Annotated in this window: 23 protein-coding genes; 10 read left to right on the top strand and 13 right to left on the bottom strand. The window is 33.8% G+C overall.

Annotation, left to right across the window (positions count from 1 at the left end; all coding sequences use genetic code 11):
- Positions 1–16: 16 nt before the first annotated feature.
- From ACJJVT_RS04835 to ACJJVT_RS04825, 3 genes are all read left to right on the top strand, one after another.
- The gene (locus ACJJVT_RS04835; RefSeq protein ID WP_405396943.1) at positions 17–193 is read left to right on the top strand and encodes a hypothetical protein; all 177 of its coding nucleotides are present in this window, start codon (positions 17–19) and stop codon (positions 191–193) included.
- Positions 194–315: 122 nt separating this feature from the next.
- Positions 316–849: a carboxymuconolactone decarboxylase family protein gene (locus ACJJVT_RS04830; RefSeq protein ID WP_405396942.1), complete on the top strand. Its 534-nt coding sequence runs from the start codon at positions 316–318 to the stop codon at positions 847–849.
- 63 nt (positions 850–912) lie between these two features.
- A complete protein-coding gene (locus ACJJVT_RS04825) occupies positions 913–1,299 on the top strand; it encodes a hypothetical protein (RefSeq protein ID WP_073244282.1) in 387 nt (128 codons plus the stop codon).
- 96 nt (positions 1,300–1,395) lie between these two features.
- Here ACJJVT_RS04825 and ACJJVT_RS04820 read toward each other — a convergent pair whose 3' ends face one another.
- Positions 1,396–2,949, bottom strand: coding sequence for a DEAD/DEAH box helicase (locus ACJJVT_RS04820; protein WP_073244280.1), 1,554 nt, complete (start codon positions 2,947–2,949; stop codon positions 1,396–1,398).
- A gap of 120 nt (positions 2,950–3,069) precedes the next feature.
- Between ACJJVT_RS04820 and ACJJVT_RS04815 the strand changes: the two genes are divergently transcribed.
- Entirely contained in the window at positions 3,070–3,654 is a 585-nt protein-coding gene (locus ACJJVT_RS04815) for a pseudouridine synthase (protein WP_405396941.1), read from the top strand.
- On the opposite strand, the gene ACJJVT_RS04810 is transcribed toward ACJJVT_RS04815, so the two are convergent.
- Together ACJJVT_RS04810 and ACJJVT_RS04805 are read right to left on the bottom strand one after the other, a co-directional pair.
- The gene (locus ACJJVT_RS04810; RefSeq protein ID WP_405396940.1) at positions 3,635–4,582 is read right to left on the bottom strand and encodes an EamA family transporter; all 948 of its coding nucleotides are present in this window, start codon (positions 4,580–4,582) and stop codon (positions 3,635–3,637) included. The genes ACJJVT_RS04815 and ACJJVT_RS04810 overlap by 20 nt on opposite strands.
- A 15-nt stretch (positions 4,583–4,597) precedes the next feature.
- Complete coding sequence (locus ACJJVT_RS04805; protein WP_027067021.1) at positions 4,598–5,056, bottom strand: cold-shock protein; 459 nt, start codon at positions 5,054–5,056, stop codon at positions 4,598–4,600.
- A 1,619-nt stretch (positions 5,057–6,675) separates the two neighbouring features.
- Between ACJJVT_RS04805 and ACJJVT_RS04800 the strand changes: the two genes are divergently transcribed.
- Complete coding sequence (locus ACJJVT_RS04800; protein ID WP_405396939.1) at positions 6,676–7,305, top strand: GntR family transcriptional regulator; 630 nt, start codon at positions 6,676–6,678, stop codon at positions 7,303–7,305.
- A 5-nt stretch (positions 7,306–7,310) separates the two neighbouring features.
- Here the strand turns inward: ACJJVT_RS04800 and ACJJVT_RS04795 are convergent, their stop codons facing one another.
- A complete protein-coding gene (locus ACJJVT_RS04795; RefSeq protein ID WP_405396938.1) occupies positions 7,311–7,910 on the bottom strand; it encodes a hypothetical protein in 600 nt (199 codons plus the stop codon).
- 2 nt (positions 7,911–7,912) lie between these two features.
- On the bottom strand, positions 7,913–8,401 hold the full coding sequence (locus ACJJVT_RS04790; protein WP_405396936.1) for an RNA polymerase sigma factor: 489 nt from the start codon (positions 8,399–8,401) through the stop codon (positions 7,913–7,915).
- Positions 8,402–8,547: 146 nt separating this feature from the next.
- Between ACJJVT_RS04790 and ACJJVT_RS04785 the strand changes: the two genes are divergently transcribed.
- A complete protein-coding gene (locus ACJJVT_RS04785) occupies positions 8,548–8,694 on the top strand; it encodes a hypothetical protein (RefSeq protein WP_166638571.1) in 147 nt (48 codons plus the stop codon).
- Between the two features lies 1 nt (position 8,695).
- Here the strand turns inward: ACJJVT_RS04785 and ACJJVT_RS04780 are convergent, their stop codons facing one another.
- Genes ACJJVT_RS04780 through ACJJVT_RS04770 form a run of 3 tightly spaced genes read right to left on the bottom strand, consistent with a single transcriptional unit; the run spans position 8,696 to position 11,422 of the window.
- On the bottom strand, positions 8,696–9,787 hold the full coding sequence (locus ACJJVT_RS04780) for an amidohydrolase family protein (RefSeq protein WP_405396935.1): 1,092 nt from the start codon (positions 9,785–9,787) through the stop codon (positions 8,696–8,698).
- A gap of 1 nt (position 9,788) precedes the next feature.
- Complete coding sequence (locus ACJJVT_RS04775) at positions 9,789–10,415, bottom strand: NTP transferase domain-containing protein (RefSeq protein ID WP_405396934.1); 627 nt, start codon at positions 10,413–10,415, stop codon at positions 9,789–9,791.
- Complete coding sequence (locus ACJJVT_RS04770) at positions 10,412–11,422, bottom strand: XdhC family protein (RefSeq protein ID WP_405396933.1); 1,011 nt, start codon at positions 11,420–11,422, stop codon at positions 10,412–10,414. The genes ACJJVT_RS04775 and ACJJVT_RS04770 overlap by 4 nt, the downstream gene beginning before the upstream one ends.
- Positions 11,423–11,631: 209 nt before the next feature.
- On the opposite strand from ACJJVT_RS04770, the gene ACJJVT_RS04765 reads away from it, so the two are divergent.
- Positions 11,632–12,723: a vWA domain-containing protein gene (locus ACJJVT_RS04765; RefSeq protein WP_405396932.1), complete on the top strand. Its 1,092-nt coding sequence runs from the start codon at positions 11,632–11,634 to the stop codon at positions 12,721–12,723.
- Between the two features lie 205 nt (positions 12,724–12,928).
- Positions 12,929–13,759 carry an OmpA family protein gene (locus tag ACJJVT_RS04760; RefSeq protein WP_405396930.1) on the top strand — a complete coding sequence of 277 codons (831 nt, stop codon included), beginning with the start codon at positions 12,929–12,931 and terminating at the stop codon, positions 13,757–13,759.
- Between the two features lie 71 nt (positions 13,760–13,830).
- On the opposite strand, the gene ACJJVT_RS04755 is transcribed toward ACJJVT_RS04760, so the two are convergent.
- From ACJJVT_RS04755 to ACJJVT_RS04740, 4 genes are read right to left on the bottom strand one after another with little or no spacing between them, the layout of a single operon-like run.
- Positions 13,831–15,294 carry a M14 metallopeptidase family protein gene (locus ACJJVT_RS04755; RefSeq protein ID WP_405396929.1) on the bottom strand — a complete coding sequence of 488 codons (1,464 nt, stop codon included), beginning with the start codon at positions 15,292–15,294 and terminating at the stop codon, positions 13,831–13,833.
- A 22-nt stretch (positions 15,295–15,316) separates the two neighbouring features.
- Positions 15,317–15,982, bottom strand: coding sequence for an N-acetylmuramoyl-L-alanine amidase (locus ACJJVT_RS04750; RefSeq protein ID WP_405396928.1), 666 nt, complete (start codon positions 15,980–15,982; stop codon positions 15,317–15,319).
- The gene (locus tag ACJJVT_RS04745; protein ID WP_405396927.1) at positions 15,979–16,401 is read right to left on the bottom strand and encodes a 3D domain-containing protein; all 423 of its coding nucleotides are present in this window, start codon (positions 16,399–16,401) and stop codon (positions 15,979–15,981) included. The genes ACJJVT_RS04750 and ACJJVT_RS04745 overlap by 4 nt, the downstream gene beginning before the upstream one ends.
- 5 nt (positions 16,402–16,406) lie before the next feature.
- On the bottom strand, positions 16,407–17,918 hold the full coding sequence (locus tag ACJJVT_RS04740) for an FG-GAP-like repeat-containing protein (protein WP_405396926.1): 1,512 nt from the start codon (positions 17,916–17,918) through the stop codon (positions 16,407–16,409).
- Between the two features lie 107 nt (positions 17,919–18,025).
- On the opposite strand from ACJJVT_RS04740, the gene ACJJVT_RS04735 reads away from it, so the two are divergent.
- Both ACJJVT_RS04735 and ACJJVT_RS04730 read left to right on the top strand, forming a co-directional pair.
- Positions 18,026–18,430: a DUF2452 domain-containing protein gene (locus tag ACJJVT_RS04735; protein ID WP_405396925.1), complete on the top strand. Its 405-nt coding sequence runs from the start codon at positions 18,026–18,028 to the stop codon at positions 18,428–18,430.
- A gap of 36 nt (positions 18,431–18,466) precedes the next feature.
- Positions 18,467–19,801, top strand: a complete 1,335-nt coding sequence (locus tag ACJJVT_RS04730; RefSeq protein WP_405396924.1) for a serine hydrolase domain-containing protein — start codon at positions 18,467–18,469, stop codon at positions 19,799–19,801.
- Between the two features lie 512 nt (positions 19,802–20,313).
- Here ACJJVT_RS04730 and ACJJVT_RS04725 read toward each other — a convergent pair.
- Entirely contained in the window at positions 20,314–21,156 is an 843-nt protein-coding gene (locus ACJJVT_RS04725) for a 1,4-dihydroxy-2-naphthoyl-CoA synthase (protein ID WP_405396923.1), read from the bottom strand.
- Positions 21,157–21,288: the final 132 nt, after the last annotated feature.

The raw sequence follows: 21,288 nt of genomic DNA, 5'->3' as shown, positions 1-21,288 counted from the left end.
TTAAAACAACAAAGACATGAATTTAAAACACAAATCAATCTTCAATTTAATAGAAATATTTACGTCTAAAAAGGCGGTGGTTACTAATACTATCAATGTTGAAAAACATTGTCATCATAACCATTTATCAGATTACTACTGTGATTCTGATAGCTCTTCAAGATTAACCAAAGTATTCAATACATTTTTATAAAGGAAAAATTGACATGTAGAAAGGAAGTCTCTACATGACTAGAATATCCTTCTAAATATACCTTTGTACCAGATAATTAATAAAATAAATCAATACATAATAACATTTAAAAAAATAAAACTATGAGCACATTTAATGTACCAACAAGAGAAGAAGTAAGCGAAAATAATCAAGCAATTTTCGATAACCTAAAAAAAGCATTAGGCTTTGTACCGAACTTATATGCAACCTACGCAAATAGTGATACAGCATTAGAAAACTATTTAAATTTTGCCAATGCTAAAACATCATTGTCAGCTAAAGAAAAAGAGGTTGTTAATTTAGCCGTTAGTCAAGTAAACAACTGTATTTACTGTTTGTCTGCACATACAGCAATAGGAAAAATGAACGGATTTAATGATGAGCAAATTCTTGAATTAAGAGCTGGTAAAGCATCATTTGATTCTAAGCTAGACGCTTTGGCACAATTGGCTAAAAATATTACCGAAAACAGAGGTCGTACAGACGAAAAAGTTTTAGAAAACTTTTTTGCTGCCGGTTATACAAAAGCAAATTTAATTGACACCATTTCATTAGTAGGTGACAAAACAATATCGAACTACATACATAGCACTACACAGGTACCAGTAGATTTTCCTGTAGCACCATCATTATAAATAATTTCACAAACAATTAATAGTAATCTATCCATTTGGCAAAAGCCTTTAAATTTTAAACACATGAAAAAAGTATTATCAATTTTAGTTATCGTATTAGCATTCTCATTTAGCGCAAACGCTCAAGATAAAATGATGAAGCAACCAGTTAAGAAAATTGCATTAGAGCAAACAACTGGCGAGTTTACACAGAAATCAATTACTGTTAGCGAAGGAACTTATGTTTTTGATGTTGCAAACAACAATGTAGGTAAAGATGTTGGTTTGGTATTGGTAAAAAAAGGTAAAGATGCCTCTAAACCAGAAAACCATATTCAGACTGCATATGTAACTGCTGCTGTAAAGAATAATACTGTAGGTCATTCTAAAGAAACGAAATTAGAAAAAGGCGAATATGTATATTTTTGTCCTTTAAACCCTACTCCGCAATACAGTCTTATTGTTGAATAAGAAGTGATTAGCTATAAGTAAAAAGGACTGTTCTTAAATGAACAGCCCTTTTTTTTATATTACAAATTCTCTAATGAAAAAGAAAAATCATTCAATTTAATCTTCTGGCGGATGCCCGTGAATATCTTCAAAAACAGTATCAAAATTCTCACGCAAGTAAGCGTTCAGTTTCTTTTGGTAATCATCTTTTAACCAGCTTAAGAAATTGTAGGTACTCTTACTAATACATTTTCCGTATACATGAATACGATTATCAATATCTTCTTTTAATAATTTAGCTAAAGCTAATGCATCATAAACATCTTCGCTGTTTTCGATACACATATATGCATGGTGAGCGATAGAGCGTTCTAAAACAACTTTAGACGATTCCCCTGCAAACGTTGCTGTTTCGTAGGTTTCTTTAATATCAAAATAAGTTTCTTTAGAGTTTTTAAATTCTTCTTTGACTTCATCAGAAAGTTCAAGTTTGAAATCACTCTCAATATCCTCATCGTCTTTAATACGATCCATGTAGAAATTCGGAGACTTGAATATAGCTCCCCAATCTAAATCTGCACCCCATGGTCCAAAACGATAAAGGTTGTTACCTAAATCGATAACCGTAAATTTCGATTTGTTATTCAAAACCCTAGAACCCCTACCGATCATTTGGTAGTAAAGCGTAAGTGATTTTGTTGCTCTGTTTAAAATAATAGTATCAATAGTAGGTTCATCAAAACCAGTAGTTAAAATACTAACCGATGTTAGAATAGCATCAGGTGTTTCTTTAAACCATTTTAATATTTGCTTACGCTGCTTTTTGGTAGCAGTATTATCAAGGTGTCTTATGTTTAAACCTGCAGCCTCGAAAGTATGATATACTTGAATAGATGTTTCAATACCGTTATTGAAAATCAATGTTTTCTTGCCTTTAGAATGTTTAGTGTAGGCTTCTAAAAGCTTGCCAAGCATTGCCGGACTCGTATATAAATCAGCAGATGATTTAACGGTGTAATCACCATTAGAACCAATTTCTAGAGATGTAAGTCCCATGTCGTACTGAAATACCTCTGCCCTAGCCAAGAAATCGTTAGCTATTAAGTTTTCTATGGTTTCGCCAGGTATAAGCTCATCATAGTTTTTGTTCATTGGCAAGTCCTTATTAGAACTTAACGGGGTTGCCGTTACACCAAGAACAAAAGAATTCTCAAAAAACTTAAAAAGTTTGGTGAAAGAATTATAGTGCGCTTCATCAATAATAACAAGACCAACATCAGAAATATCTAATTGATCATCGTTCAACCTATTGTTTAAGGTTTCAACCATGGCCACGTAACAACTGTAACGCTCGTGGTCATCAAGATTTGCTTTACTATTAACTACTTTATTTACAACGCCAAAACTAGTTAGCATTGATGAAGTCTGGTTACAAAGTTCAATACGGTGCGTCATTACCAAAACTTTCTTGTTGTGGTTTTTTAAATACTGACGTACCATTTCGGAAAAAATCACTGTTTTACCACCACCGGTCGGTAATTGGTATAGAAGATGGTAATCATCTTTTTCTGAATCGAACTTGTCAAAAATTTGTTGAATTGCTCCTTGTTGATAGCTATAAAGTTCCTTATCGGTCTTTCTATCTTGTAATTCAAAAACTGTCTCTTGCATAAAATCTTCTCTGGAGTATACAAAGGTAACATTCTCTATAGTAGATTACTAATTCATGCGTTAAAAAGGGTATCTTTTGCGACCATATGTCATCAAAATAAATAGTAAGCGGAGAATTTAATGCAACACAGCCATTTTAAAATCTATAAACCCTTCGCAATGTTGAGTCAGATGACTTCTGGTGAAGACCGACAACTACGTAAAAAACGCTTTTTAAGTGAGCTTTTTGATTTTCACGATGGGATAATGCCAATTGGTAGATTAGATGAAAAATCGGAAGGATTATTATTAATGACTACGGATGGAAAGTTAAGCGATACCATAAATAGTTCAGGAATAGAAAAAGAATATTTAGTCCAACTGGATGGCTTAATTACACCTGATGCAATTCAAAAAATAGCGGAAGGAGTTACTATCGGAATATTTGGAAAGAAATATACGACCAAGCCTTGTGAAATAAAGGTTTTAAATGATTTGCCACCGCTACCCGAAGCAGACCAAGCATTACGAATTGGCAGACATAGACCAACCTCGTGGGTAAGCATAACTATTAAAGAAGGTAAATTTCGTCAAGTTCGTAAAATGACTGCAGCTGTAGGTTTTCCAACAGTTCGATTAATTCGTATACGAATTGGTAACATTCAATTAGAGGATATGAAACCAAGAGAAGTAGTTACTATTAAAATTACTCTACCGGATTTTTAGGAATACGTTTTCCTGAAAATCTTGAGAAGATTGTTAAGCTCTTTTTGCTATTAATAAAATAGACACCTGTCAATAATACAACCGATGCTATTGCTGATTGTGCGGTAATATCTTCGTTTAAAAAATACCAACCCAGAATCATTGCAATTATGGGGTTTACATACGTAGAAGTAGCCACTTTTTCTGGAGATACTAAACGAAGTAGGTAGTTGAAAGCAGTAAAAGTTACGATGCTACCAAAAACAATCAACAAAGACATAGACCAAAGCACGGGCGTACTCCATGTGGTTGGTGACGACCATTGTTCACCTAAAACTATACTTATTATCAAAAGTGACAACCCGCTAGTCAGCATTTGATAGCCAGTATTTACAAAGAAGTTTTTCGGTAAATCGGCTTTGCCAACAAATAAACTACCATAAGACCAGCTTAGCATACAGATGAAAATCAATACCATGCCCAATATTGCTCCATCTTGTGCAATAATCTCTTTTTGTCCGACCAAAAGAAAAATACCCGATACTCCAAGCACTACACCCACAATTGACATTGGTTGTATTTTTTTACCTTGAAATACGCGCATCATTATTAACACGACCAAAGGTTGCGCAGATACTTCGAGAGCGGCAAAGCTGCTATCTACAAATTTAAGCGCCCAGACAACAACCCCATTTCCAAAAGTTAGAAATAGAAAGCCTGCAAGAATAGTGTTCTTGAATTGTTCTTTGGTAATTTTAAGAGAGAAGCCTAATATTTTAGAAATAATAAAAATAAGACTACCAGCTATTACAAAACGAATACCTGCTAACATAAAGGCGGGTAATTCTGTTACTGCAATTTTATTCCATAAATAGGTAGAACCCCAAATGAAATAAATGGCGAAAAATGACAATACTACCAGAACGGTGTTACGTTGCATTTTCGCCATTAAAAATCTTTAAAACTAAATTTTCTTTACACGAACGGCGTTCATACCTTTCATGCCCTTTTCTAACTCGTAAGAAACTTTATCGTTTTCCATAATCTCATCGATAAGACCACTAACGTGAACGAAGTATTTTTCGTTGTTCTCAGCGTCTATAATGAAACCAAATCCTTTTGTAGTATCGAAGAAAGAAACTTTACCGTTTCTTACTGGATCGAATTCTTCAACATCACCTTCTTCTTTTTTAGGAATACCTAAAACGATATCTTCTGCCTCAATTTCGACTTTCATTGCCGGATCTGGCGGAGTATCTACCAAGTTTCCGTTGAAATCTACATAAGCAAGTGGAATACCAGAAGTACCACTTTCTTTTGCAGCTGCTTTACGAGCAAGCATTTTTTTCTTCTTTTCTTCACGTTTTTTTAAACGCTTTTTTTCTTTTTCAGTTTTATTAAATGTTTGTTGCGATTTTGCCATTCGAAATTTTAATGATAATAATAGATTTTGCAGTAAAGGAATTGAAATACGTGGTGACATGTAAAACAAACGGTAAGTTTTTTGAGTAAAACTTATTATTCTATTTGTTGTAAGGTCATTGCAAGAATCATCTGCATCCCTTTAAAGTTCTACAAAGATATGATTTGTATTTCAATTATTTAGCATTAGTAGGCTTCAAACTAGCAAACTTTTAAGAGACTTTATGATAATTTTTAATTCACATCATATTATATATGCTTCTATTTTAGTTTTTAGCCCTTTCTCCTACCCTTAAAATCAAATTATATTACTGGATTTTAGAAATAATGTTAAAATTGAAAAATTCTAAAATTTAATTAACATCCTGTAAATCAGATGGTAAATAACATAATCAAATAGTTTTTAGTTAAAAATAGTACCTTTTTATGCATAGTACTGTAACAAATTTCAAATACCCTCGTCTTGTAAGTATAAGAAAATTATTAATCATCAATTTAAAAACAAACATCATGAGAACTTTTATCAGAAACACACCGACAGAAACAAGAAGAAATTCATTCTTTTCAAGTTTTAAGAACAGTAAAAGAGTACAATGGGCATCATCAAGAAATCACACCCATTAAAATAGTTACAACAAACATTCATCAATCACTCGGCTAATCACCGAATCTAAAAACAAACATCATGAGAACTTTTATCAGAAACACACCGACAGAAACAAGAAGAAATTCATTCTTTTCAAGTTTTAAGAACAGTAAAAGAGTACAATGGGCATCATCAAGAAATCACACCCATTAAAATAGTTACAACAAACATTCATCAATCACTCGGCTAATCACCGAATCTAAAAACAAACATCATGAGAACTTTTATCAGAAACACACCGACAGAAACAAGAAGAAATTCATTCTTTTCAAGTTTTAAGAACAGTAAAAGAGTACAATGGGCATCATCAAGAAATCACACCCATTAAAATAGTTACAACAAACATTCATCAATCACTCGGCTAATCACCGAATCTAAAAACAAACATCATGAGAACTTTTATCAGAAACACACCGACAGAAACAAGAAGAAATTCATTCTTTTCAAGTTTTAAGAATAGTAAAAGAGTACAATGGGCATCATCAAGAAATCATACTCATTAAGATAGTTACAACAAACATTCATCAATCACTCGGCTAATCACCGAACCTAAAAACAAACATCATGAGAACTTTTATCAGAAACACACCGACAGAAACAAGAAGAAATTCATTCTTTTCAAGTTTTAAGAATAGTAAAAGAGTACAATGGGCATCATCAAGAAATCATACCCATTAAAATAGTTACAATAAATATTCATCAATCACTCGGCTAATCACCGAACCTAAAAACGAACATCATGAAAAATTTTCAAAAAGTATTACCTATAACTTCTGCCAAGTATAATTTATTAAATGCTATAAAAGACAAGCAGAGAAAGCTATTGTCTATTGAAAGACATTTAGCATACTAATAGTATAAGAGATATGAATTCATCACTCATATCTTTTTTACGTGCATATTTTGTAGATAATTCAGGCACTAAATTCTCTGTAATACGGTTATAATCGTATACGATATATTATATTTGATGTATGCTGGTTAAAATAAATTTAAGAGATCAAGTGCGCGATTACTTGTTGTCAGAGATGATTACGGGTAATTTGAAAACAGGTAAAACCATCAACTTAGCTGCACTTGCACGTCATTTGAATGTTAGCGTAACTCCAATACGAGAGGCATTAACACAGTTGCAACAAGCACACATTATTAAGGCGATACCTAATAGGGGATTCATAATCGCAGAACTTGATGTTGAAGAAGCAGAAGACTTATATGAGCTAGTAGCGAACTTAGAGGTGATGGCTATTGAAAATACGGAGTTTAGTCAAGAAGATATCGTTAATTTAAAAAATCAACAAGAGGTTTTTGAAAAGGCAACAAATGCTATCGATAGAATTCAGGCTGATTTAGAATTTCATAGATTATTGACCCAAGGTTATAAAAACAAATTGGCACTTAAAATTCTTCATGATTTAAAGACACGCATCTTTTTTTATGAACGTGCATTTACAAATGATGATTCTTTCTACAACAAATCTGATAATCAGCATGATTCTATTATTTCGGCAATTGCCGATGACAATGTACCGACAGCTTCCCTCCTATTAAAAATGAATTGGATGTTAATTTTAAATTACGTTCAAAAGAAACTTACTGAATAGAGAATTTACTCTAATTCTTGTATCAACTCTTGGGCAGATTGTGTTACCTTAAGGTATCCTTTATATGCCCATCTACAGAAAAACACCATTACTATTAATGTTACAGCAAATACTACGTATTGCTCTGTTTTTAAGTTGGTTAAAAATACATTCTTGTTCGAGATTATTTTAGAAGTTACCGGTACTATAAATAATAGTCCAATAAAACCAACTGCTATACCAATTTGTTGCAATCTTAAAAGTCTATTCTTTGTCTTCAAGTAAAACTTTAAATTTTCTTTATAAGACCCGTTCAAAATATCTATATTTTTTATTCTTTTTAAAGTTGTAAGCACCATTGTAGGTAACACAATTAGAAAAGAAAGGGTGAGTACTCCACAAACCTGTAAATACCAGGTATCTAATTTACCAAAGTTTAGCAGCACAAATAATGCTATAGCAAAACAAACTACGGCACCTAAGGTTTCGTATTTGGTAATGGTTGAGAATTTATTTTGATATTTCTGCTTTGTCATATCTAATATTATTTGGTTCGTCAATTTTTTTTGATGATTTAGTTCATCGCTCATTTGTGTCCATGCAGACTGTAGTTCTTCTAGTTTCATGATTAATGCTTTGTCATGTTAGTTTTTAATTTTTTCTTTATTCGAGATATTCTAGTGCCTACATTACTATCGTTTAGTCCTGTAATTTGTGCTATCTCTTTATAGCTTTTACCCTCAAGTAAAAGAAAAATGAGTCCTTTTTCTAAGGTATTTAGATGTTTTAGATGCTGATATAGTAATCGCAATCGCTCTTCGTAAGCATCATTATTAGTATCTGATTGCTTGTTAAAAATATCTGCAATGGGAACGGAATCTGGTCTTCTCTTTTTTTTCTTGATAAATGTGATTGCTGTATTCATTGCCACACGATACATCCAAGTTGTTATTTTTGAATCGTTACGAAACGAGTCAAAATACTTCCATAGTTGGTAGACAATTTCTTGAAACAGATCTTCTTGGTCCTCTTTATTATCGGTGTAAATTGAAGTCACCTTATATAATAGAGCCTGATGCTCTCGTATTAAATCAGTAAAGACTGCTTCTTTTTGCATTTATAAAAACCTATTTACCCATTAGTATGAGATTTATGTAGTTTGTCACACTTCAATGTAAATTCTTTTTTAAATTAGAGTAAAATATTTCTAACTCATACAACATGAGGTGTATATGTACGTTTTATTAAAAAAAATATTCTGATATGCAGTTTTTAAATCCGGAAATTGAGGCTTTGACAAAAAGAAAAAATACCCCAGCACTAGCTAAAAAGCAAGTGTCATGTGGTATTTTTCAAGATGTAAAAGATATTCCTGTTAAGGCAGAAACGGTAGTACTTAAAAAAGTATAATCTACTTTTCAAATAGCGATGTATCTAAACCAGGAATAAGGTTTAGGGTATTTTTATAGTACAATTTTCTCAACACATCGTCAGGTAGGTTCAAGCCATACATTGACCAAAAGGCATGATATTTCTTGTAGTATGGAAAATATTCATCGTTGCTTTCCAATACCCTAAAATATGTAGGGAACTCTTCTGGTTTCCAACTATCCTTACCGAACAATACCCTGTCTTGATATTTAATAAAAAAGGCTCTAGCATTTTGCGGTTGCCTACCAAGTTCTGCGATAACAGCAGATATACCCACATTCATATTTGGCATTTCATCTAATAACTCACCTAGTTTTTCAAGGTTATTCGCATGCCAACCCATGTGAGCATTAATAAATTTGGTATTCGGATGTTTTTTGAACACGTTATGTTGTTCCTGAATAATCTGTTCGAATGGCGCTGGATCGGTAGCTGTACGCTTTCTTCTAGGGTGTGTTTTTAGTTCTAGCCAACGTTCGTTATCTGAATCCATATCATCCCAGAAGGACTTTGGGTCTGCAGCATGAATTAATACTGGTACACCCATTTCAGCACATTTAGCCCAAATAGGATCTAAACGAGGATCATCTATTGCCAAGCGATTACCGGCTGCATCCTTATTTCGTAATCCTAAGCTTTTAAAAATCTTTAACCCTTTAGCTCCGTTCTTTATGTCTTGTTCTAATTGGGCAGCAGCCTGTTTTCCCCATTCCATATCTTTTGCACCTTCAAAATCTACATTGGCAAAAACAACAAATCTATTTGGATAGCTTTTATTAATATTATCAATTTTCTCTTTAAGACTTTCATCAGACCTTCCGCTTAAGTTCACCATTATGGCTTCGTTCATATTATCCATATGAGAAATTAATCCGGTTAAAGCTTCAACTGACATATCTCGTTGATGGCTATGTACGTCTATAAAAGGGAATTTTGCTTTTGTGATTTCACCACCAGGCACCACCAATGTAGATGTCGGATTATATTCTTCAAAACCCATTTCTTGGGCTAGTAATGGAGAGGCTAGTAAAGTAGTTAGAAGGACAATGAATGTATATTTTAATTTGATCATATTACGAATTAAGCGTGTTATTGGTTCTATTTATTAGATTCTGGTATTCTAGGTTTGTGTCTACATCAGCAATTTGATCTGCCGCGTCTAATGAGATAATTACATTGCTTTTATTGTTTAGAATTTCTTTAGCACCGAAATCTCCTTTCAATACAGACAACTCTTCAAACAGCAATTTAGGAAACAATGCAGGTACACCTAACTTTTTACCATAGTTAGTGGCTATAATTTTTGATGGATGTTTTATGTACTCTGCAATTAAGGAATTTAAATATTCAAAACTCAATAAAGGTTGATCAGCAAGGCAAATTAAGACTCCGTCTAAGGCAGGTCTTTGCTGAAGTAACACTTTAACTCCGTGTGCTATGCTATCACCCAATCCGTTTTCCCAATTTGCATTAACGATGATATCTATATTTTTTTCTTTTAAACTACACTGAGTGTTAATAAATTCAGCTTTTGCGCCTAAGACAACATGCAATGATTTTGCATTGGTATTTCGAACAGTTTTAATTGTTTCTAATAAGAAGTTAGAATCTTTCCAAGGCATTAATTGCTTGATGCCATCCATTCTTCTAGAGGCGCCAGCTGCCATAATTAGGACTGCTATATCTAAATTTGTTTTCAATTATGAATTGGTTTCAATCTGTCTTTCAACATTACCGGTTTTGTTTTTCGAATAACGGTTAAAATTTCTGCAAGAATTGATATTGCTATTTCTTGCGGAGTTTCAGCACCAATATTCAATCCTGCCGGTCCGTGAATACCTTCTATAAAATCTAAATCAATATCCATATCATGCTCCAGCAATTCTGACAACAATTTCTCTCTGCGTTTTATTGGTCCTAATACTCCCAAATACGTCGGACTATTACTTTTAAGCATCATTAGATATTTTAAATCTTTAGCGTAGCTATGCGTCATTAAAAGAATGGCTGTATTCTTGTCTATTATTTCAACCGGAAAATCTTCGGGTTCACAGTCCAGTAAAGCATCTATACCAGGAAAATCTGAAATTGATTTATTTTCTTTCGGAGTTACGGCAACATTAACTTCCCAACCCATACTTAATCCGAAATGGGCTAATTGCACAGTATCATGCTCACTACCTATCAATAAAAGTCGTTGACAAGGTTGCATTGTTTGGCTAAATACTAAAGCTTGAGGCTGCGTTGTAGTATGTTCATTAAAAGTGTATGACTTAGAGTTCAGCTTAATGAAGCTACCATATCCATCTAAAATGCCATATTCCTTTTGGTATGAGGTTTGAAGCTCAAAAGATTGACGATTTTCAATGACTGAGCTAAAATCTTCTATAAGTCCTTCGATTGGTGAAAAAGATTCTAATAATATGTAAAGTATACCTTCGCAACCCAATCTAAATCGACCATCATAGGTCATTAGTTTTGCAGTTTTATTCTCAAATACAGATTGTGCCTGAAACAAAACTTCCTTTTCAACACAACCACCACTAACCGCACCTATCATTACATCATCTTCACGAATAAGCATGCGAACACCAGGCTTACGATACGAAGAACCGTCTAAATCAACTACCGTTGCCAAAACGCATTTTATGTTTGCAGATCTAGCGATAATATACTCTTTAATAATTTTCTTGAATTCGTGGGTCATTAATTACTGTTTTACTACTTCTAAGTTAGTAAAATTAAGGCTAATATTTCGAAAGTACATTTGACTTAAACCTAAAGAAATATAGGTCTTTTGAGAACTTTAGACATGTAAAAGCATCCGCTTTAACAATCTTTAACATTTATTTTTTCAATCGCCATAATTTAAATAAACTTTGTCCGTTCTGCTAGTTGAACCTATAATTAATGAATATGAAGAATTTTTTTAAGAGTTTCAGTGTGTTATTTATCTTAACACTACTTGTTTCTTGTGGTAATGCAGATGATGATGTAAGCTTGAACCTAAATACAGGCGACGGATTAGGAAAAGGAACTGAAGTAGATGATTGTTTAGGACTCGAACAAGGAGAACTGGTTTTATCTATACAAGAACAATATACAACCCTACCTGGTAAAGTATCTGTATTTTTTAGAGTATCAGATACAGGCGGTAACCCTGTACCCGGTTTAACGGCAAATCAATTTACTATTTACGAGCAAGGAAGAAACGATGATTGTTTCAAGACAATTTCTACATCAGAGTCTTCTGCACGTATATCACCAAACTCACAGATTTTCTCGAATAACACATTACTAGTTTTAGATTTAAGTAATAGTGTATTGAGCAGTAGCTTAGAAGAATTAAAGCTTGCTTCTACGAGTTTTATAGAAGCAGTTATGCCGGCAACCGCATCAGAGTCCGTAAAAATGGCTATTTATTGGTTCGATGGTGAAGATGAGTTGCATTTACTAAATGAGTTGACATCATCTAGAGTTGAGCTTACTGAAGCAGTTGACGGAATTACAGATAACATCAGTAATGATCCCTCTACAGATTTGTACGGTGCAGTTATAAAATCAACAGATATTGCATCTGATTTGGTTAAGGTATCTACTGCAGATGGTAAAATTGGTGCAGCGTCAGTAGTAATATTTACAGATGGTACAGATCAAGCTTCTCGTTTTACAGAAGAAGCAGCATTGAAAAAAGTAGATGAAGCGAATGCTAATATATCATTCTTTAGTATTGGTCTTGGCGCAGAGATTGACACAGAAGTTTTAACCGCTGTTGGTAAAACCGCTAGTGTATTTGCAACCAATAAAGATGAATTAGAAAGAACATTTAGAGATATCTCTGAGAAGGTATCTGAAAGAGCAAATAGCTTTTACTTATTTGAATACTGTAGTCCTAAAAGAGATGGTAGTGGTGAAAACAACTTAGCTATCGAAATCAACACAGGTTCCAGACAAGGAGCGGTACAAACCAAATTTAGTGCAAACGGATTTACAGGTGGTTGCGAATAGGTAACTATCTATCAAAATATAGAAAGAAGCATGAAAATGCTTCTTTTTTTTTGCGCTAAACTGAAATCAACAACCTGTTGATAATCATTTTGTTGAGCTATATATTATCAATGAGATGAACATAGCTTCTGTATTTAAACATCCGTTTATCGATTTGTGCCGTATATAAGACCGATTAGACTAATATTAATTAAAAGAGAACAAAATGAAAAGATTATCCTTAGTTACTATAGTATCGGTAGCGCTTTTAACTTCATGTGTATCTAAAAAGAAATATGTTGCATTAGAAGATAACCTATCTCAAACACAGAGTACGTTACAAAAGACTCAAGTTGAGAAAGAAGAGCTGCAAGCTCAAATGACAAAAATTGAAGCTCGTGTAGAAGAGTACAATTCAAAAATCAACTCATTGAAAGATATGAACGATAGCCAGTTCACTAGCGTTGATGATGTTGCTGTTATGAGTAACAATACAAAAGCTAAGATGAGAAATACATTGAAAAATGTTGATCCAGCTAAATTAGCAGCTGCACAAACATTACAAGATTCAATGAACTTGGCAATATCTTACAAATTGAAGCAATCAATTTCTGAAGAAGGTGAAGATATCGATGTTAGTATTGATAAGACTGTAGTAATGATCAATATCTCTGATGAGTTATTATTCAACACAGCAAGCTATAATGTAAGTAGCAAGGCTAATAAAATATTAACCAAATTGGCAGATGTAATTAAATCTGAGCCAAGTATGGAAGTTATGGTTGAAGGTCATACAGATTCAAGAACAATCAACACGCCGATGGTTACAGATAACTGGGATTTAAGTGTAAAACGTGCGACTTCAATTGTACGTAAATTACAGAAAGAATACGATGTTGATCCTTCTCAATTAATTGCTTCTGGTAGAAGTAGTTACTTGCCTTTAGTAGAAAATGATTCTAAAGATCACATGGCAATGAATAGAAGAACAAAGATTATCATCTTACCAAACTTAGATAAATTCTTTGCACTTTTAGATGCAGAAGATAATATGTAAGAACTTCGGTTCTATATACATAAAAAGGGAAGCAAATGCTTCCCTTTTTTTATGCTTTAAATTTAAATCTCTTATCTAAAAATCATACCGTTTGGCACGTGTATTTCAGATTCTTTTAGGTTTACTAAAAATCCGTTAATCACAGCATATTCAATGATTCCAGCTTTTTCTAAAAAGAAAGTCGGGTTGATGCCTGGCATAATATTCAACTCTGGTACGATAAATTTTGTCCCTATTAAATGAACAGGGTAAGGAGAATTAATATTTTTTGCAGGGAATGTAGATAAACGCAAATAACCATAACCTTGTTTTAATACATCATTAAAATCCAACCCTTCAACATCGTTAAAACTGTTTAATGTCTTCGGGTAGACTTTTGCCTGTTTTATGGTATAACCAGTAGCATCTAATGTTTCATAACCATAATAGGTAGAAAGGTCACCTTGATCTAAAATTCTACTACTGTACCAAAAAGAATTGTGATCGGGGTAATCTACTTCAATCTTATTCACACCAATATCTATAGTATATGTATTACCCATAAGATTATAGTTAGCATTAACAATTTTCAAATCGAACAGTTTTCTATCGTTCTCCGGAATTTTCTCGTATTCTTCGATTCCGATAGCTTCATATGATTTTTGAGCAATAGTATAAATTGCAGATAAGATAGAAGTATAATTTAGTTTCCTGATTTCTTGCTTTTCAACATCCTCAGGAAATCCACCGGACTCAATTAAAATAGTGCTTGTTCCCCATTTTTGAATATTATCTCCGAAGGCTCTTGGTTCAAAATCATCATTATATCTACCAACTTGTCCTGGTGCATATTTCTGTAAAATATCATTCATAAAAACGATAATTTTCATGGCATTACCACGAGTTTCATTGATATCCTTTTCATAATTATAAGCCGGAGCCAAATAAGATATCGTAGCAGGCTTTTCGGTACGTTCAGCATTATAATACGTGCTTTGATCATGAAGATTGAATCCGAAATCGGCATCTAGACTATCTCTAACTCTTTTTAAAGTTTGAGATTCTGGAGACTGCAAACGCAATGCATCTCTATTGATATCTATACCTAACAGATTTCTACGCTGATAAAGCTCAGCCCCATCAGGATTTAGCATAGGTAAAAAATGAACTGTAAGGTTAGCAAGAATAGCTTCCTTTTCTTTTTTGAAATCTGCGCTATCGAAGAAATTCAAGATATCAAAAATTGCTTGTGTTGCCGTTGGTTCATCACCATGCATTTGAGACCAAAGAAAAACATCGGTTTCCCCAGTACCAATACTTATCAAGCTTAAATCTTTACCTCCAATAGATTTACCAACCGTATGTACTTTAAACTTGCTATTAGCAGAAAGTTTATCAATAAGCGGTTGAATATCGGTTCTTTTAATACGTCGTTTGCCAATCGAACTTTCTTTGTAGTTTTCGTAAGTGTCGTATAATTGGGTAGTAATATTATCTGATTGTCCAATAACCGAGAGCGAGCATAAACTTAATATGGATAGAAATATGTTTTTCATGTACTGTTATTCTTTAGTTTTTCTATTGTTTAATGGGTAGTTCTTTAAAATCTAAATTCTTTACTGCCTTTCTAACGTTAGCCATAAATTCAGGTCCCGGATCTGTTTTTACAGTTCTATAGCCTTCATCTATTTCTAGCCAAAGTGGATGATCCTCAAAAAGGGTGTATTCGTAATGTCCGATCAAGTAGTCAATATCATACTTATCTTTCAAATACTTCACCAACCAAATATTAGATTTAAATTGCGCTTTGGTTAAAGGTAATTCTTCAGTGCCACCAACATTTTCTACTCCAATAGCACAATGGTTCAGCCCTATTACATGTCGTGCCATGGTCGTTTCTGGCAAAAGTTGATAAATAGTACCATCTCTATCGACCATAAATTGAGAAGAGACATTTAAACCACTTACATTTTTAATATCGGGTCTCCAATTGGGCAAAGTTACAGGGTCGAAGGCTTCAAACGATTTTTCGAATGTGGGAATGACCGTCCAATGTAAAACAATCATTTTAGGCTCAATTTTTGGGGAATCTTGCTCTAGTCCGTATCTATTTTGAAGATACTCCAACGTTAATATTTTGCGCTCTTCATTAAAGGTTATGGGGTGTTCTACAATTGTTTTTGTATTAGAACATGATACTAACACCAAACCCAAAACAAAATAAACTATGCTACTTTTCTTCATTCAATAATTTCTAAACTATCTTTTTCAACGGCATACGAAATAGTTATTTTTCTCCTGCCCCATTCTTTTGCTTCATTTACATCTTCGCCCATGTAAATATCTATTCTATTTCGCCAACGCGAATGCATTTTATCTTTTACTATATAGACACCCTCAAAGGTATCTATCTTCACCATGGTGTTGTAGCTTAATCCTTTCTTTAACAAATCTCTAGAAACAGCAATCCATTTTTGACCTGGCTTTATAGAATCTCCCCATGCTGTAATTGCTGGGTGCTCGTATGAAGTTTGGTACGGTAAAGAATTATAGGCAGTTGCGGTAACAGTCATTGGTACCCAATCATACTTATCATTCAATGGTTTATCTGTACAACTAAGCGCTATAACAAGAGATAAAACAATGAATAATTTGTTCTTCATACCTACTAATGTAGTTTATTTTCTAAAATTAAGAGATCGGTATAGCTTTCCTTCCAAGCATCTGCTATATATTCTGGTACAGGCGTAAAAGAATAATTCAATGCGCTTAATACCAAATCATCATCACCATCATTATCAATATCGGCGGTATCCATCAAAAACCACCTACCCAATTTGGTGTCTGTAAAATGCTCTGAGGTAAAATTATAATTGGTACTGTCCTCATTTCTTAAATACACAATGTTATAATCAGGGTGCTTTTCATAATCAGGAAAAGTCGCTAAAAGGGCAAAATCTACATCACCATCTTGATCAAAATCATTGGCAATAACTCTAGTGGCGCCGTTTAAAGGAAAGAAGAAGGTTTCTTTAAAGTTATTGTTACCATCATTTAAATGAATACGCATACCATGATAAGGTTTATGAAATATAGATTTATCTGCATTATCACCGTTAACGGTGATAATATCATCAAATCCGTCTCCATTATAGTCAACCAATTCAAACCAGCTAGAACCATAAACGGGACTAAAACGAATTACTTTGTCAAGCTCAAAAGTCAAATTTTCTCTTTGGTATAATATGTACATCGCTTCATCGCCTTGTGCTGCCATTACTACTAAATCTTGTTTTCCATCGCGATCCATATCCTTTGCAATCACTCGTATCGTTCCGGGTACATTCAGTAATGTTTTGTTCTTGTAGAATCCGTATTCATCTTTTTCAAGTAACGTTAATTTACCTTTTAGGTTACCGAATTCGCTAATAATAATTTCTTCGTTTCCATTATTATTTAAATCGATATATAAGGTATGTACAGGTCTATGTAATGAATCTTGTAGAATAGCAGTAGCACTTCCATTTTTAAGAACAGATTTTCCTCTAGGTATTTCATTGGGGTCCATTATACCCATATTGGTCACAAAAATACTGTCGCCAATAATTCGAGCATCTGTAATAGCTAAATCAAAATTACCGATGTCGTTATTGGTATTAGTTGTAAGGTCATAAGCACTTAGTAACCCTCTCCTATTCCCTGTAAGTATTTGATGATGTAGTGTATCGATGCTTATAAAAGTATATAAGTTGCCCTTAACACTATCTAATGCAACAGGTTTAGCGTTAAATTGAGATAGCTCAGCGTTTTCAATTTTAATAGGATTGTTTACAACGCTATCTGGTGCCATGCTTATTATATAATCGACCAACAACTCCCAATCTTGCTCATTTAAAATAGGTCTACTCGGGTAGATTCCGGTTTTAATTATAGCAATTTGCTCATCGAAAGAGTATTCATAATAGGGGTGGTTTTCTGGGGTAATAATTCCCAATCGAGCACCCATGTCTGGCAGTATATTATCTCGCCATATATCTTTTGGTAGATCATTAATATTCGGTGCTATATGACAGCTGGCACAATAATTTTCATAAAGTACCACTTCTTTAGGACGTTTTTCTGTGTTACACGAAACAATAAAGCATAACAAAATAAGGTATAAGGCAGATTTAAGAGCCATTAGAATTAGTTGGTTTTGTTGAATTCAAATTTAAAGAATGGAAGATACCTATACCCCTATAATCTTGCAAGTGATAAATGCAGGCTTTTCTTTAAATTTGTACTGCTATGAAAAAAGAAAAGAAACCAGATAATGTAGTTTTCAATGAAGATACCCAAGAGTATCACGGAAAACTATCCCCATTTGCAACCGGAGTGTCAGCACCAAAAATTACTCCGCCAGACGTAACTTCTTGGAAGAATACACATATTTTAAGTGCCAATAATCAGTTTAAGGCCGAATATGAAGCACTACAAGCATCATACAAGAAACTGATGGATAATTTTGAATACAACAACCTTGTATACAGTGCTAAATTCAGTTTTGAGCCGATTGTTGGCAAGGAATATCATTTATACAAAGCAAAAGATGAAAGCACCTTTCTATCATTGATTTTACCTCAAGAATGTAACTTTAACCATGTTGGTAGTTTTAAACTTACATCAGATAAAACTTGGGAGAAACTAAATTAATTCAACTCCAATAATTAAATAAAGAACACCTTAAGAATGAAGAAAAGAAAACTGCTTTTAGGTATTGTATTAGTCGGTATCATTGCTGCGGCATATTTCAACTATCCTAAACTAAATTTAATATCAGGCTATGCATCTAAAAACATGGCTTCTAGTGTTTTTATTGCAGATAGAGACCCAGATGATATTACATTGAACGATAATGATATGCCTTTGATCAAATTGGCAGATACAGAGGTGTCAAATGAGAATACATCTGCCACTGCCAAGGTATACGGACTAATGCCAAGAACAGCGGTTTATAAAGAAGGACTTGGTGCTGTACTTACCAATAAAGAGTTTTCTAAACACAATTTCGATATTGTTCCCAATAGATTTAAAGTGCAAGATTCACTGCCTTTCCCTTATGGAAATAACGGAGTTGTCGATACAGTTTTAGAAAATGTAGCTTATGATAAATTAGAAGTGGCTTTCGAAAATGCTTTTCAAGATCCCGAACAAAAAACAAGATCTCTTTTAGTAGTACATAAAAATCAAATTATTGGTGAGCGCTATATTCGAGGATTTTCGAAGGATACAAAAATTCTTGGGTGGTCAATGACCAAAAGTATCTTGTCTACGCTTTATGGTATTTTGGAGTATAAAGGCGAAATAAAGATGGACTACAAACCCCTTTCTCAGGAAATTAGCAAGGTAAATCCGAAAAATGGTATTACTCTTAATCACCTATTACGTATGCAAAGCGGATTGGAATGGGACGAGAACTATTTTAAAATATCTGATGTTACCCGTATGTTGTTCTTAGACTCGGATATGACTTTGGCACAACGCAATAAAAACGTAGTTGCAGCTCCTACTTTGGTATGGAACTATTCTTCTGGTACCACTAACTTACTTTCTGGAATTCTAAGAGAGCAGTTCGCCACACATCAAGAATATTTAGACTTTCCGTATAAAGAATTAATTGATAAAATAGGGATGAACTCTATGCTTCTGGAGACCGATTTAAGTGGGAACTATATATTGTCTTCTTACGGATGGGCAACAACGAGAGATTGGGCTAAATTCGGATTGCTATACTTAAATAAGGGAGATTGGAACGGTAATCGCATCTTTTCAGAGTCATGGTCAGACTATGTAGCAAAACCCACAATCAATTCTAACGGAACTTACGGTGCACACTTTTGGCTGAATGCAGAAGGAAAATATGAGGACATTCCTACAGACCTATATTCAGTAAACGGATTTCAAGGGCAACGCATCTTTATAATACCTTCAAAAGATCTTGTGGTAGTCAGAACCGGACTCAAAGAACAGACCGACGAGCAATTCAACACACTGTTGAAAGAAATAATAGCTTCTATTCGATAAAAAGGGCAAAACTTTAACCTTTTAAATGCAATACCACATTTTTTGAGAAGTTCACAACAAAATTCTCTTGTTTGCCAACAATAGTTTCAAAGAACATTAAATGATATATACATTTACAGTGTTATTAAAAACGAATTAAAAATTTTTCATTTTCATATAGTGTTCTCGTAAAAGAGTCTGATCTTCACTGATCGGACTCTTTTTAGTTACGGGTGTTTCAGTTGGCAGTGTTCAGAAAAAAGAGTATTAAGTACTGTTTAATTGATTCGGAAACGCTTCGGGTTTCAACAATCTGCTATAGCCTTTAGCCTTTAGCCTTTAGCCTTTAGCCTTTAGCCTTTAGCCTTTAGCCTTTAGCCTTTAGCCTTTAGCCTTTAGCCTTTAGCCTTTAGCCTTTAGCCTTTAGCCTTTAGCCTTTAGCCTTTAGCCTAAAAAAGTTCATTTTTCCAAAAGGAAAAATGAACTTTTTTTAATGTAGTCAATAGCCAACATCTAAAAGCTAGCGGCCATTCTTACGGTAGCCAATTATCTTTTCCAAAATTCGGTTTACGCTTTTCTAGAAATGCGTTTCTTCCTTCTTTCGCTTCTTCGGTCATATATGCCAACCTTGTTGCTTCACCTGCGAATACTTGTTGTCCGACCATACCGTCATCGGTTAGGTTCATAGAGAACTTTAGCATTTTTATTGATATAGGCGATTTTTCTAAAACCTCTTGTGCCCATTGAAAAGCAGTATCTTCTAACTCATCATGAGGTATTACGGCATTCACCATACCCATATCTAAAGCATCTTGTGCAGAATAGTTTCTACCTAAAAAGAATATTTCACGTGCTTTTTTCTGCCCCACCATTTTAGCTAAGTAAGCAGAACCGTATCCGCCATCAAAGCTAGTTACATCGGCATCGGTTTGTTTGAATATAGCATGTTCTTTACTAGCTAGAGTCATATCGCAAACCACGTGCAAACTATGTCCGCCTCCAACGGCCCATCCTGGTACAACACATATAACCACTTTTGGCATAAAACGAATCATCCGCTGAACTTCTAATATATTCAAACGATGCTGACCATCTTGACCAACATATCCTTTCTCTCCCCTAGCCTTTTGATCACCACCAGAACAAAAAGACCATATGCCGTCTTTTGTAGAAGGTCCTTCCGCAGAAAGTAAAACCACTCCAATAGACGTGTCTTCTTGAGCATCATAAAAAGCTTTAATTAGCTCACTTGTTGTATGTGGCCTAAAAGCATTTCGAACATTTGGTCGGTTAAACGCTATACGCGCTACGCCATCACATTTTTTATAGGTAATATCATCAAATTCTATAGCTGTTTTCCAGTTGGGTGATTTCATAATTTCTAACAATTCTATTATGGTATAAAGATAAGGGTTCAAAGTATACCTGTCCAAATTTGAAAAATAGGTTGTCTGATTTAAAATATAGGCATTAACTCAATCGAGTTAGTTATCAATTTATTTGAAATA

The sequence above is a fragment of the Maribacter sp. Asnod2-G09 genome, from assembly GCF_045063795.1.
Classification (GTDB): Bacteria; Bacteroidota; Bacteroidia; order Flavobacteriales; family Flavobacteriaceae; genus Maribacter.
The sequence above is the reverse complement of the archived record's forward strand: the minus strand, read 5'-3'. Positions and strand labels throughout refer to the sequence as shown.

What these genes read in the sequence shown, in the direction of transcription:
- ACJJVT_RS04830 (WP_405396942.1), top strand. Translation starts at nt 316, where the DNA reads ATGAGCACATTTAATGTACCAACAAGAGAAGAAGTAAGCGAAAATAAT.
- ACJJVT_RS04730 (WP_405396924.1), top strand. Translation starts at nt 18,467, where the DNA reads ATGAAGAAAAGAAAACTGCTTTTAGGTATTGTATTAGTCGGTATCATT.
- ACJJVT_RS04750 (WP_405396928.1), bottom strand. Translation starts at nt 15,982, where the DNA reads ATGAAGAAAAGTAGCATAGTTTATTTTGTTTTGGGTTTGGTGTTAGTA.
- ACJJVT_RS04735 (WP_405396925.1), top strand. Translation starts at nt 18,026, where the DNA reads ATGAAAAAAGAAAAGAAACCAGATAATGTAGTTTTCAATGAAGATACC.
- ACJJVT_RS04740 (WP_405396926.1), bottom strand. Translation starts at nt 17,918, where the DNA reads ATGGCTCTTAAATCTGCCTTATACCTTATTTTGTTATGCTTTATTGTT.
- ACJJVT_RS04815 (WP_405396941.1), top strand. Translation starts at nt 3,070, where the DNA reads ATGCAACACAGCCATTTTAAAATCTATAAACCCTTCGCAATGTTGAGT.
- ACJJVT_RS04770 (WP_405396933.1), bottom strand. Translation starts at nt 11,422, where the DNA reads ATGACCCACGAATTCAAGAAAATTATTAAAGAGTATATTATCGCTAGA.
- ACJJVT_RS04820 (WP_073244280.1), bottom strand. Translation starts at nt 2,949, where the DNA reads ATGCAAGAGACAGTTTTTGAATTACAAGATAGAAAGACCGATAAGGAA.
- ACJJVT_RS04780 (WP_405396935.1), bottom strand. Translation starts at nt 9,787, where the DNA reads ATGATCAAATTAAAATATACATTCATTGTCCTTCTAACTACTTTACTA.
- ACJJVT_RS04760 (WP_405396930.1), top strand. Translation starts at nt 12,929, where the DNA reads ATGAAAAGATTATCCTTAGTTACTATAGTATCGGTAGCGCTTTTAACT.
- ACJJVT_RS04810 (WP_405396940.1), bottom strand. Translation starts at nt 4,582, where the DNA reads ATGGCGAAAATGCAACGTAACACCGTTCTGGTAGTATTGTCATTTTTC.
- ACJJVT_RS04825 (WP_073244282.1), top strand. Translation starts at nt 913, where the DNA reads ATGAAAAAAGTATTATCAATTTTAGTTATCGTATTAGCATTCTCATTT.
- ACJJVT_RS04755 (WP_405396929.1), bottom strand. Translation starts at nt 15,294, where the DNA reads ATGAAAAACATATTTCTATCCATATTAAGTTTATGCTCGCTCTCGGTT.
- ACJJVT_RS04800 (WP_405396939.1), top strand. Translation starts at nt 6,676, where the DNA reads ATGCTGGTTAAAATAAATTTAAGAGATCAAGTGCGCGATTACTTGTTG.
- ACJJVT_RS04745 (WP_405396927.1), bottom strand. Translation starts at nt 16,401, where the DNA reads ATGAAGAACAAATTATTCATTGTTTTATCTCTTGTTATAGCGCTTAGT.
- ACJJVT_RS04835 (WP_405396943.1), top strand. Translation starts at nt 17, where the DNA reads ATGAATTTAAAACACAAATCAATCTTCAATTTAATAGAAATATTTACG.
- ACJJVT_RS04805 (WP_027067021.1), bottom strand. Translation starts at nt 5,056, where the DNA reads ATGGCAAAATCGCAACAAACATTTAATAAAACTGAAAAAGAAAAAAAG.
- ACJJVT_RS04765 (WP_405396932.1), top strand. Translation starts at nt 11,632, where the DNA reads ATGAAGAATTTTTTTAAGAGTTTCAGTGTGTTATTTATCTTAACACTA.
- ACJJVT_RS04795 (WP_405396938.1), bottom strand. Translation starts at nt 7,910, where the DNA reads ATGAAACTAGAAGAACTACAGTCTGCATGGACACAAATGAGCGATGAA.
- ACJJVT_RS04785 (WP_166638571.1), top strand. Translation starts at nt 8,548, where the DNA reads ATGCAGTTTTTAAATCCGGAAATTGAGGCTTTGACAAAAAGAAAAAAT.
- ACJJVT_RS04790 (WP_405396936.1), bottom strand. Translation starts at nt 8,401, where the DNA reads ATGCAAAAAGAAGCAGTCTTTACTGATTTAATACGAGAGCATCAGGCT.
- ACJJVT_RS04725 (WP_405396923.1), bottom strand. Translation starts at nt 21,156, where the DNA reads ATGAAATCACCCAACTGGAAAACAGCTATAGAATTTGATGATATTACC.